At 64.3% G+C, this 11,675-nt stretch carries 11 protein-coding genes and 1 pseudogene; 5 read left to right on the top strand and 7 right to left on the bottom strand.

Going from position 1 to position 11,675, the window contains the following annotated elements:
* Window positions 1–6: 6 nt before the first annotated feature.
* Window positions 7–1,332, bottom strand: a complete 1,326-nt coding sequence (locus NATGR_RS14995; protein ID WP_005580883.1) for a PGF-pre-PGF domain-containing protein — start codon at window positions 1,330–1,332, stop codon at window positions 7–9.
* The gene (locus NATGR_RS14990; protein WP_005580882.1) at window positions 1,329–2,375 is read right to left on the bottom strand and encodes a polysaccharide deacetylase family protein; all 1,047 of its coding nucleotides are present in this window, start codon (window positions 2,373–2,375) and stop codon (window positions 1,329–1,331) included. The genes NATGR_RS14995 and NATGR_RS14990 overlap by 4 nt, the downstream gene beginning before the upstream one ends.
* Window positions 2,376–2,971: 596 nt before the next feature.
* Between NATGR_RS14990 and NATGR_RS14985 the strand changes: the two genes are divergently transcribed.
* The 3 genes and pseudogenes from NATGR_RS14985 to NATGR_RS20310 all read left to right on the top strand — a co-directional run.
* Complete coding sequence (locus NATGR_RS14985) at window positions 2,972–3,319, top strand: ArsR/SmtB family transcription factor (RefSeq protein WP_005580881.1); 348 nt, start codon at window positions 2,972–2,974, stop codon at window positions 3,317–3,319.
* Window positions 3,316–3,624, top strand: a complete 309-nt coding sequence (locus tag NATGR_RS14980; RefSeq protein ID WP_005580880.1) for a DUF7521 family protein — start codon at window positions 3,316–3,318, stop codon at window positions 3,622–3,624. Before NATGR_RS14985 ends, NATGR_RS14980 begins: the two co-directional genes overlap by 4 nt.
* 441 nt (window positions 3,625–4,065) lie before the next feature.
* Window positions 4,066–4,200, top strand: a pseudogene (locus NATGR_RS20310) (AAC(3) family N-acetyltransferase); the annotation flags it as partial.
* Window positions 4,201–4,859: 659 nt separating this feature from the next.
* On the opposite strand, the gene mutS reads toward NATGR_RS20310, so the two are convergent.
* Window positions 4,860–7,550 (bottom strand): DNA mismatch repair protein MutS, encoded by a 2,691-nt coding sequence (gene mutS / locus NATGR_RS14975; protein WP_015233763.1) that lies wholly within the window; start codon window positions 7,548–7,550, stop codon window positions 4,860–4,862.
* A gap of 50 nt (window positions 7,551–7,600) precedes the next feature.
* Complete coding sequence (locus NATGR_RS14970) at window positions 7,601–7,933, bottom strand: CHY zinc finger protein (RefSeq protein WP_005580873.1); 333 nt, start codon at window positions 7,931–7,933, stop codon at window positions 7,601–7,603.
* A gap of 237 nt (window positions 7,934–8,170) precedes the next feature.
* On the opposite strand from NATGR_RS14970, the gene NATGR_RS14965 reads away from it, so the two are divergent.
* Window positions 8,171–8,458: a HalOD1 output domain-containing protein gene (locus NATGR_RS14965; RefSeq protein WP_005580870.1), complete on the top strand. Its 288-nt coding sequence runs from the start codon at window positions 8,171–8,173 to the stop codon at window positions 8,456–8,458.
* Between the two features lie 78 nt (window positions 8,459–8,536).
* On the opposite strand, the gene gvpO is transcribed toward NATGR_RS14965, so the two are convergent.
* From gvpO to gvpA, 3 genes are read right to left on the bottom strand one after another with little or no spacing between them, the layout of a single operon-like run.
* Entirely contained in the window at window positions 8,537–9,076 is a 540-nt protein-coding gene (gvpO, locus tag NATGR_RS14960) for a gas vesicle protein GvpO, halophile-type (RefSeq protein WP_005580869.1), read from the bottom strand.
* Window positions 9,077–9,106: 30 nt separating this feature from the next.
* Window positions 9,107–10,117: a gas vesicle protein GvpN gene (gvpN, locus tag NATGR_RS14955; protein ID WP_005580867.1), complete on the bottom strand. Its 1,011-nt coding sequence runs from the start codon at window positions 10,115–10,117 to the stop codon at window positions 9,107–9,109.
* On the bottom strand, window positions 10,118–10,405 hold the full coding sequence (gene gvpA / locus NATGR_RS14950; protein WP_005580866.1) for a gas vesicle protein GvpA: 288 nt from the start codon (window positions 10,403–10,405) through the stop codon (window positions 10,118–10,120). It lies immediately after the preceding gene.
* Window positions 10,406–11,050: 645 nt separating this feature from the next.
* On the opposite strand from gvpA, the gene NATGR_RS14945 reads away from it, so the two are divergent.
* The gene (locus tag NATGR_RS14945; protein WP_015233762.1) at window positions 11,051–11,674 is read left to right on the top strand and encodes a GvpL/GvpF family gas vesicle protein; all 624 of its coding nucleotides are present in this window, start codon (window positions 11,051–11,053) and stop codon (window positions 11,672–11,674) included.
* Window position 11,675: the final 1 nt, after the last annotated feature.

Below are 11,675 nucleotides of genomic sequence, written 5' to 3'. Positions count from 1 at the left end.
GAAAGACTACGAGCGCGCCCTCGCCGTCCACGCAGCGGTGAGCGCAAGCGCCAGAAAGACACTCAACGTGACGACGAATCCGAACCCAGGCACAGAAGAAACGTCCCCTTCGGACGTGGCCTCGGCCTCCTCGCTTTCCGCGACTGTCAGTCTCTCGAGCGAGGAGACCTCCGCGGTAAAGTAGTAGGCAGCCCCCGTCTCGTCGGTCAGCGTCGTCTCTGACTCCTCCCACTCGCCGCCGTCGCTCTCGTAGAGCGCGACACGCTCGGGCTCGAGTCCCGCGTCCTCGAGTGTGGCGGCGTCGACACTGAAGCTAACTGTCGCCGTGACGGGCTGGGTAGTTGCTGCCGCGAGCGAGCCCAGCGACTCCCGATCGTCGGGAGCGGCGGGGAAGCCGTCCGGCTGGTCGTTCTCGAAAGTGACCGTCTCGGTCCCCTCGAGGTCGGTCACGTCGACGTGCTCGAACCGGACATCGTCGGTGGTGCCGTTGGTCGGCTGGAGTCGGGCGACGTCGTCGGGCGAGGGCGCTTCGACCGTCGCGGCGATGCCGTCGTCGGTCAAGCCGTAGGTCACGGTCGGCTCGTCACACGTGCCGGTTCGGATCGTCACCGGTTCGGAGAGCGATCCGAGTTCCGAGCGGACGGGGCTGGTCGCGTCACCGGACAGAACGTGCCACTCCTCGATCTCGCCGCCATCGTACCAGTCGGGATCGTAGAGGTCGTCGTCCTCGTAGTACTCGGCGTCCTCGTTGAACGCTGGGTGGACCGTCACCGCGAACGGATCGTTGAGACCGCCCTGGATCGCGCCGCCGCCGGTTCGACTCTCGATCCAGATCCAGTCGGCGCTGGCCCAGCCGTCGCCGCGGTCGAACTCGTCCATGTTAGTCGGACCGTCGTAGTCGTCGTTCTTGACTTCCCACTTGGCTTCGTGGGGGAGTCCGATGACGTCGAACGACGCGACGCCGCCGGTCGTGTTCCCGTCGACCCGATCGTGGACCATCACGAGGCTGATGCCGTCTGTCCCTTCGTGAAGGAAGAGGAGACTCGCGTTGTTCTCCTGAAGGTGTGTGGTGCCGTACGAGCTGTACAGCCGGTCGACCCCTTCGGGATGGGTCTCGTGGTTCCGATAGTCGTAGAACGAATCGACCGATTCAGCCGTCGATAGCGGCTCTATCTGCTGGCAGGCGTCGCCCTGCTCGACGACGTAAGCGTCTGGCGTCGCGTTCTCGTCGGACTGTGCGATAACCTGGCCGGCGACGCCCCCGACGCTCCCGAGAACCACGAGCGCGATGACGGCGGCCACGGCCGCCAGTCTCCGTTCGCGTCCGATCATGAGTCACCCCTCCCCCTGTCTCTCCCACTGCCCTTCGCCGTCGGCAAATCACGCCGGGGCGGCGTCGACGTCGCCAGTTCAGCCGCTTCGTCTCCAGGCGTCTCTCGAGTGCCCTCTGTGCCCTCGCCGTCGGACGCCTCGCCGGCCGACTCGAGCGTCTCGCAGAACGCTTCCGGCGATCCGATCCAGGCGTCCCGTTCTTCCGCTCGCTCGACGAGCCATCGGTAGAGGCGTCGGTATCCGGGAAACTCCCGTTCACTGAAAAAGCGCGGATGCCACAGGACCGTCATCACGGCGTCGTTCTCGGCAGCCTCGGTCAGCAATCGCTCGCAGGTCCGGCGAGCGGCCGCGAACTCGCGACCCGGGTCCGGTAGCGCCTGGTCCATGATCGTCAGCGGGAAGACGAGGAACTCGTCTCCGAACGGCTTTCGCGGCCGGTAGCCGTGGTAGAACCCACACGCAGTCGTCGACCCGAGGGTCGCGTCGTAGGCGAGTCCGATCGACCGGTAGTGTCGCCACGTCTCGGGCACCGACAGTCGGAGGTGATGTTGCCGCCCACCCGAAACCGACTGCCCGGTGACGCGCTCGAGAACCTGCTTCTCCTCGCGGAGCCGCGTTCGGTCGTCCCGGGTGTGATAGGAGCCGTGCAACCCGACCTCCCACCCGCCGTCCACAAGCCGTTCGACGACGTCGACGAGGTCGTCGTCGGTAAGGTCGTACCGACCGAGGTGTTGCACCCAGTTGGCCGGATCGAGCCAGTCGCGGAGCGGCCGATCGCTGAACAGATGCTGTTCGTTCAGGAAGTAAAACGCCGATCGAACGCCGAGGTCGTCCTCGAGTGCCACGATGTCCTCGAACTGCCAGTAGGGGTTGTCGTCGCCGAAGACGGTCCGGAGGTGGTACGCGGGACGCTCCTGGATCGCGTAGTACAGCCCACGAAGTCCTTTGTACGGCCGGTCGACGTCGTGGGTGAGACAGAGTGCAAACTCGGCGTCGTCGGGGAGGGCGTCGGCCTCGAGGGCGCGGGCGGAGCCACCAGTCATGGTCGTCCCCCATGTCGCTGACGGGAGCGGCAGCGATACGTCCTTTCGCGGCCGATCAACCGCCTCGCAATCGAGCGAAACCGGCGTTGAATCGATTCGGTCATCTCGTCTGTACACTCATCTGGAGCGACAGGATAGTAAATGAGGCCGTACTCACCGTCCCAGGGTTGTACCAGACTTCTCGCGCCGTTACGAATGCCCTACCTTCGGCTCGTCGACGGTCACTAGAACCCCCATAGCAGTGAGACTACCGCTCTGAGCCCCTTTCCGGGCCGGATAGCCGCATCCCACAGGCTCCCTGTTCTCACCGACGAGTCCGCCGCGCCATCCACCACTCGAGCGGGGTGACCGATCCGAAGCCACGGTTCGGCCGTTGGCACGGCTTCACCAGCGAACCGCCAGAACGTCCGTTGACCATCCCCGTTCTCCGTCCGTCGAACGGATCGAAGCAAGATCGAGTTCGGTAGCGGCCTGTAACGGTGTTTCTGGCCGGTGAACGACCGGAGCTGCGGTGCGAAGTCGCCGCCGAATCGGCGTTTTCTCACCCAGAAAAACCGGACCGTTTTTGATACTACTACCGGAACGACCCGGTACCAGTGAGTGAGGAGACGGATCTGTCGACGGTGCTTGCCGTCCTCGACGACGAGTACGCCCGGGAGATCCTCACCTATACGAGCGTCGAACCCATGTCTGCCAGTACCCTGAGCGAACGGTGTGACGCGTCTTTACCGACGATTTATCGCCGTCTCGACCGCCTCGAGGAGTGTCGCCTCGTCACAGAAGAGACGGAACTCGCCACCGACGGCAACCACTACAGCGTCTACAGCGCGAACCTCGAACGACTCGAGTTGACCCTCGAAGACGGCACGTTCGACCTCGAGCTCTCGTATCGCGAGGAAGACGTCGCGGACAAGTTCACCCGAATGTGGGAGGGGATGCGATGAGCGACGTCGTCAGGATCGGCGAGGCGTCGCCGTTCGAGTTGCTGACTGTGGCGAGTCTCTTTCTCGTTGCACTTCTCGGGACGATCATCGCCTACCAGGCCTATCGCGGTTACCGTCGCAACGACGCGCGGTCGATGTTCTATCTCGCCATCGGACTGCTTTTGCTCACGCTCTGTCCGTTTCTCGTGAACGTAACGATCAACACGTTTACCGGCGCACAACAGGTCGTGACGGTCTTTTTCGAGAACGTGAGCCGTCTGTTGGGACTGGTCGCGATCACCTACTCGCTGTACGGACACCACTGATCGGACAGCGGCTTCTGGGGATCAAAACGTGTGCTGGCGCGGATAGGGCCGAAGCGACGTGGAAGGGGGATCGAACGGCGAACGTGACGCCACAGGGCGAGATGGCGTCACGCGAACGATCGCCGATCGACTGGCGGTCGGGAAACGGGGGGATCACTCGGGAGTGGGAGCCGGGGCCTGTGACCACCCCGGTTTCAGTTACGACGGGGTCCATATTAGTGGTCAGAGGGGATTTTCTGGGTCGGAAAACGCGTGTAACATTCGGTCAACGAGAGCGTGACGCGATTTACTCGCCTCTCCCGGTGACTCCGGGCGGGAGCCCCGGTAGTCGGCGACGGATCGGTCCCCAGGCACGCGGGCCCGTGACGCCGGGAACGACGAGGCCGACCGTTCGGAGTCCGACCGAACCGCGGTTCGGTCGCCGACCCAGAAGCCCATCGCGCCCGCCGCGAGGGGATGCTGCCGTACCGGCCGGCGCTGACGCCGACACGGGACATGGGTGCGATCCCCGAGTGCTTCCGCTCGTATCAGGGCGTCCACCGAAGCCGTCACCCCAAGCACTCGTTTGCCGCGTGAGGTGGCGACGCCGAGTTCGTCACCGAGGACTACTCCTACGACGACTCGCTCGGCGAAGCGTCGCCGCTGGCCCGGATCTACAAGTTGAGCATGACGAGTGCCTCGGGGTCGGACGGAAGACGTGTCTTCCGTGATGACGAGACGCTTCGCGTCTCGAGCCACTTGGCCCCGAGGTACGTCACAGGACGCCCGCTGCAGATTCGTTCCTGAATGCGGCGCGCCCCTCGGTACTGTCGTGTTTACTTTCTCGAACAACGACTGGTCGAAACACAAGTATATAAGCATCCGTCACCCGGTCTATAGAGTTTTGTTCCAGGAATCCGTACACCTCCTATGTACCAATCGAGACCATCCCGGAAACGGCCTGGCAGATCCCTCTCGCCGACGGAACACTCGCTCCGTCGCCGACTCGACACTCTCGAGCGAGAACAGCAACTCCTCCGCAACACGCTGTCCGGAGTCGCCCAGGAACAGGGCGTCTCGGTCGCTGGCGAGTGTGGCAAGTGTAATCGGTCGTATCTGCTTATTTCCCAAGGGCGTATGCACTGTCCCACGTGTGGATACGGTCGATCGATCTAGTACCGTCCCAACCGTCGACTGACGGGCCGAATCGAGCCACACCGCCAGATTCGGCCCCGCAGTGCAGGCTTGGCCCGCCACTAACGCCGGTCCTCGAGCAGTCGCTTCAACCGGTCGAGTTCGGCGAGTGCCTCGACCGGTGTCATGTGGGCGACCTCGAGTGCTTGGAGTTCGGCCGCGACGTCGGACGAAAGCCCCGGTGCGTCCGAGGTGGACTGTCGAGGCGCAGTTTGTTCCCCACCGTCTGCGGTTGCCGAAGTCGTGGGCTTCGGCGTCGCCTCCGCTGGTGAGTCGGAGTCGTCCGGTCGTTCGTCGGCCGTTTCGGCTACCAGTTCCCGCGAGCGGGCGACTACCGGTTCGGGAACGCCCGCGGCCGTCGCGACCTCGACGCCGTATGATCCCGTCGCCGCGCCGGGTGCGACCTCGTGGTGGAAGACTACTTCGCCGTCTTCCTGGTCGACCTCGAAGTGGAGCGTGAACGCGTCCTCGAGGTCCTCGGCGACCTCGGTCAGAGGGTGGTGGTGGGTCGCAAACAGCGTCGTCGCGCCGACCTCGTCGTGGAGGTGTTCGGTCATCGCCTGGGCGATGGCGAGTCCGTCCGCGGTCGAAGTACCACGACCGACCTCGTCTAACAGGACCAGCGAGCGGTCGTCGGCCTCCCGCAGAATGGTCGCGAGTTCGTCCATCTCGACCATGAACGTCGACCGGCCGCCGGCGATGTCGTCGCTCGCGCCGACTCGGGTGAAGATGCGATCGACGGGCGTCAGCCGTGCCGACCTCGCCGGCACGAAACTGCCGACCTGTGCCAGCAGGACGATCTGGGCCACCTGTCGCATGTAGGTCGACTTTCCCGACATGTTGGGGCCTGTAATCACTGCCAGCCGTCTGTCGCCCGCGAACCGAGCGTCGTTGGGAACGAACGACTCCTGAGTCCGCTCGACGACCGGGTGGCGACCACCTTCGATCTCGACCTCGAGGTCGTCGCCGCGCTCGAGTAACTCCGGCCGACAGTAGTCGTACTGAGCGGCGACGGTGGCAAGCGAGACGAGCGCATCGACGGTTGCGAGCGCATCGGCAAGGGCCTGAACGCGTTCGACCTCGTTGGCGACCGTCTTGCGGACCTCGCGGAACAGTTCGTACTCGAGTTCGTCCGCGCGCTCTTCGGCACCGACGATCTCGTCCTCGCGCTCTTTGAGTGCCGGCGTGGCGAACCGCTCGGAGTTTTTCAACGTCTGGCGGCGCTGATAGTCGTCGGGCACCGAGTCGAGGTTCGGATTGGTCACTTCGATGTAGTAGCCATGCACCGAGTTGTAGCCGACCTTCAGGGAGTCGATACCGGTGCGCTCGCGTTCCCGTTCCTCTAAGTCGTCGATCCACTGTTTCCCATCGCGGGCTGTCTGCCGGAGGGCGTCCAGATTCTCGTCGTACCCCTCGGCGACGATCCCGCCCTCGGTGATCTCGATCGGCGGGTCCTCGACGATCGAATCCTCGATCAACTCGCGGATGTCCGCGAGCGGATCGAGATCGGCGTGGAGTTGCTGGAGTCGATCGCACTCGCTGCCCGCGAGGTGAGCCCGCACGTCCGGCACGACGGCAAGCGTCGCCCGAAGCGAGCACAGATCCCTGGCATTTGCCCGCTCCCGGGAGATCCGACCGATCAGTCGCTCGAGGTCGTACACGTCCCACAAGAGGTCCTGCAATTTTTCGCGGGCCCGAACCGACCGCTGGAGTTCTTCGACCGCGTCGAGTCGCGCTTCGATCCGGGCAGGCTCGAGCAGCGGTCGGCGAATCCAGTCTCGCAGTTTTCGACCGCCCAGCGCGCTCGAGGTCTCGTCCAGAACCCCGACGAGCGTCGCTTCGTCCCGGCCGTGGACGGCACGCGGTTCGAACAGTTCGAGACTCCGGAGGGCGACGGCGTCCAGCAGCAGGTACTCCCGTGGATCGTACCGCGTGAGGTGGGTGATGTACTCGAGGCGGGCGCTCTCGTCGTCGGCCTCGAGTTCGGCCTCGCTCTCGCTGCCGCGAGCGTACTCGGCGTACTCGAGCAAGGCCCCACAGGCCCGAATTTCGGCGTCGGTCGCGAGCAACGCATCGGGATTCCGGAAGTACGCCGAGACCGTCTCAACCGCTCGCTCGCGCTCGAAGACGGCCTCGTCGAACGGCGTCTCCATGCAGTCGTCGGGGAAAACGCCCGTCGGTGCGCCGGGGCCGACGACTGCCTCTGCAGGGTCGAACCGGCTCACCTCGTCGGCGATGGCCTTGCTCGAGGTCGAACTCGTCGCGAGGAAGTCGCCGGTCGAGACATCGAGTAAGGCGAGCGCGACCTCCTCGCCGCTGCAAGCGACCGCCGCGACGAAGTTGTTGTCGTCGCCGGCAAGCAGTTCGTCCTCGGTGAGCGTCCCCGGCGTGATGACCCGCGTCACAGCCCGGTCGACGACGCCCGACGACTCGCCGGGCTCCTCGACCTGGTCGGCGACCGCGACCCGGTAGCCCGCCTCGAGCAGTTCCTCGATGTAGGACTCGGCGTTGTCGATCGGAATACCAGTCATCGGGTACTCGCCGGTCGAATCCTCGCGGCTGGTCAGCGTCACCTCGAGCAGTCGCGCGGTGCGTTCGGCCGCACCGCAGAAGGTCTCGTAGAAGTCGCCGACCTGGAAGAGAACGAGCGCGTCGTCGTATCGGTCACAGAGGTCGTGGTACTGAGCCATCATGGGCGTCAGCTCGTCGCGTTTCTCAGCCATCGCTTCGGGAGGGCCAAGCGCCGGGTCCATACCTACGGGTCGGCCGCCGAACGCGGAAATAGCTTGCTGGTCGTTGCCCATCAATCCGTCTCGAAGTACAGGTCGGCGTGGGCGGCACAGCCGGGATTGAACGCCACGTTACACGACGGACAGCGATAGTCAGCTTCGCGGTACGCCGGCACTGTGAGCTCGGTCCGGCAGACACCACAGAGCACTGTGGGTTCGTCGAATCGCGCTCTGGGCCACGGTACGGCGTCGTGGTCGGCGATCTCTTCGTGACAGCGAAAGCACGGCCAGTACGTCTCACAGCAGGCGAACTTGAACGCAACGACGTCGCGGTCTGTGTGGTAGTGAGCACACCGGGTGTCGGGGTCGACGTCGACGCCGCGGACGGAATGGTCGAACTCGGACACGGGATCGCTTCGACCGAGGCGTTGCTCTCCCTTCGACGTATCGGTCCGAAACCACCGCGTCCATCGGCCACACCCGAGTGGCTACCACTCGGTGGTTTCACTCCAAAATAGACGTATGCGTATCACTCAGCCGAACAACTCGTCATGCGGCGTCTCGTATCGATTGCTAATGTGCTTTAGTAACTTTCCTATACACTTTGGGACTAGTATTTTCATCTGGAAGTCACACGACCCGACATGGGCAGACACGACCACAACGGCACTCCCGGGGACGCAGTCGTTCGCGCCGAGCAACACGAGTCGGAGTCCCGACTCCAGACGATACTGCGGGCGGTAGCCATCGAAAAGAACGTTTCTGTCGGCGAGTTGTCGTCGCTGTACGAGCAGATCGATCCGGAAGCGATGGTGGAACTGCTCGATCGTGCGGAGAGGCGGAACGTGGAGACGACCATCGAGTTTACGTTCGAAGGCCGTCGAGTCGCCGTCTCACAGGACGGAACCGTCCGTATCCGTCGGCTGACGTGACCGTCAGCCCACGGAAAAGAGAGCGCGCCGGAACCGCGGACCACTACGGCCGGGAGCGACCGCGAACGACTCTCCCTGTCACTCGAACGCGGCCGTGTCGCCGCGACGGTACCGATCGAGTCGCCGGTAGCCGTGGACGGTCGCGTCCTCGTCGAGTTCGATCTCGTAACGGCCGATAATGTCCTGAGTGTCGGGGACCGCCCGGCGTTCGACGACCTCGACGATCGCTCGCCAGCCGTCGTCGGTCGGCGCGATTTCACTCACAGCGTCGAACTCCCGACCGATGAGATCGCTCGCCGTCGACTGAACCGTCCGTCGAACGGCGAGGACACCCTCGATCTCCTCGTGTTCGACGTCGACATCGGCGTCGATCGACGCCGGATCTGTCTTCCTCTCGGCAGTCATGTCGGCACCGAGGTCGCGACTTCGGGTCTCCTCCGTGCTTTGCTCTGTCTGTTCTTCCTGTCCGTCTTCGACTGTCTGACTGTCGCTCACGGTTGGATCACTCTCGTCGTGTTGGTAGCAAAAACCGTCGTCCCCGGCGGGACGCGAGCAGCGCTCGCCGTCCTCAGTAACTGCCTTACACTGCCCGCTCGATCTGGTGTCGGCTTCGGCCATTGGTCCGGCTTCGGTGTGTCCGCTGGTACTCTATATCGATTCGTCGATTTCCGCCCGCAGGTCGTCGACGTCGTCTGCACCCTCGCCGGCGATCTTCGGCGCGAGGACATCAGTGAACACCGCCGCCAGCAACTCGTCGTCGTCCTGGCCGTCGAAGACCGCCACCCCCTTCGCGGCCGTGATCGCTGCCCGTGTCCCGACGATGACCGCGAGTTCGTCGCGCAATGCACGCGTCGCGTCCACGACCCTCTCGATCCGTTCGTCGGGCAGGTCGACGTGTGCCTTGACGATCTCGAATTCGGTCTCCTCGTCGTAGTAGTCCACCTGAACACCGACGAACCGATCGAGTAACGCGTCCTGCTGCGTGTGGACGCCAGCGTACTCGACGTCGTTCGAAGTGACGATCGCCCGGAACTCGGGGTGGACATCGACCGTCCGATCCCCGCCGCGCTTGCCCGGCCGCTCTAAGACCCCCTCCTCGAACACCGACAGCAAGACGTTGTGTGCGGCCGGGTCGGACCGAGCGAACTCGTTGTAGACGAGCGTTGCACCCTCGCGGACCGCGACCGAGAGTGGATTGTCGACCCATCGCTCGCGGACGATCTCGGTCTGTTTGGTGACGCCGCCGACGAACCGGTCGTCCTCCTTGTAGCGTTCCCCGCCGGCGTGGTCGCCGACGAGTGCCGCAGTGTCGACTGCGTCGTCGCCGTTGAGCCAGACGACCGGTCGGCCGCGTTCGGCCGCGGCCGAGAGCGCGAGCGCGGTCTTCCCACAGCCCGTCGGCCCGATCAGGTGGACCGGCTGGTCGGCCTCGAGCCAGCCCGTAATCCGTCCCCGAAGCGACTGGACGGCGTCGGTTTCGACGAACGGCTCCGGGACGACCTCTTCCGGGTCGGACAGCGGGCTATCACCGTTTCGCTCGCCTGCACTCGAGGCTTTGCGTGCGAGGGCTTTCTTTGCCTTGCGACTCTCCTTGCGAGAGCGGTCGCTTCTGATCTTCCGACCGCGGACCGTGCGCTTTCGCGAGGCGTCGTCGGCCATCTATTCTGTGGCAGACTGTGGCGACGATTCGGGTCGTGGTTCGACCTCGAGCTCTTCGAGATCCTCGAGATCGCCCTCTGCAGTGGCCTGCTCAATTTTTGCGATCTCCTCCGCGTAGTGCAGGAAGGTGTCGACGGACGCGACGACGACGCGTGCCTCGATCGTCAGGAGCTCGATTCCGACAACGGATACCCGTGCCCAGACGTCGATGACGACGCCCTTGTCGAGAATCCGGTCGAGTACTTCGGCGAGACTCGAGGAGTCGGGTCTTCGCTGTGGTTGTGCCATAGACGTGCGTGCGTTCAGGGCCGCTGCGTAATTCGGCTGGCACTGCGACTGCAAGCCTGCTGGGCCGAGGGCAAAGCGGGATCGACGCCGGGTAAAGAGCTCGTTAGGGCGGGCCACGCCTGCACTGCTGTGTCGAACCCGGTCGTGTCGCCCGGGTCGACTCGTCGGTCTTTTCGCTGCGACTGTGGACTGGCGGCCGGCGGAACCGCGTTCGAGACTGCGCTGTTCGAGACCGTCCGATCCGTCTGATCGCGCTCGTTGCGCTCGTCCTCCCGGGCTGGCTCCCGATCCCGAGCGAGCCGATCGGCGGCGGGCTCTACGAGACCGTCCGTGGCTCTGATACGGAAGGCTGTCCCGATGTCCCGGCGCGACCGCGAGTACTCCTGCGGTCGCGCCGGAACTGACTGACAGCAACCCGTATGAGGCGGTAAACGAACAGTGACGCTTCGATCTCGAGAGCGGAGACTGCGACTGCAAGCACCACGATAACGCGTCGCGGAACCGAATCTCGTCTGACGAGTTCCCGAGTACCGTCGGGTGACCCGTCCATCCAGACGGTCGAGACTCGAGACCGATTCCCATGACACTCCCACGAGTTCGAACGAGACGGTCGTGCCGTCGCTGGAACTGGAGCGTGATTCACCGATGAACAACCGCTACGTCTACGGTATCGTCGACGGCGACCCGATCGAATTCGAGACCGACGCCGTCGGCGGTGCCGACCGGGTCTACACGATCTCTCACCGGCGGCTCGGAGCCGTCGTCTCGGACATCGACACGACCGATCCCGAGGAGACCGACGAGGATGCAAAACGCCACGACGAGGTGTTGCGAGAGATCATGGATCACGATGGTGGGACCGCCATCGTCCCGATGCAGTTCGGGATGGCCTTCGAGAGTGACCGAACCCTGAAGAACGTACTCAGGGGCGCGCGACCGGCGTTCAGGCGTGCGATGAGCGACATCGAGGGTCGAGTCGAACTCGGACTCAAAGTGGTCCGCGACGAAGACGCCGACGTCGATACCGAGTCGGTCGAGAAAGGTGTCGCCGACGCACTCGAATCGATCGCAGCCCAGTCGGTCCCGAACGACCTGTTCAGCGATCGACTCGTGATGAACCGCTCGTACCTCGTCGACCGCGACGTCCGCGAGGCGTTCGACGAGGCCGTCGCGGATCTCGAAGAACGGTACGACGACCTGACGTTTCGGTACACGGGACCGTTCGCACCGTACAGTTTCGTCGACGTCGCAATCGGGGCGCAACGCTAAC

Origin of the sequence: Natronobacterium gregoryi SP2, from assembly GCF_000230715.2 — an archaeon.
GTDB lineage: Archaea > Halobacteriota > Halobacteria > Halobacteriales > Natrialbaceae > Natronobacterium > Natronobacterium gregoryi.
The sequence above is the reverse complement of the archived record's forward strand: the minus strand, read 5'-3'. Positions and strand labels throughout refer to the sequence as shown.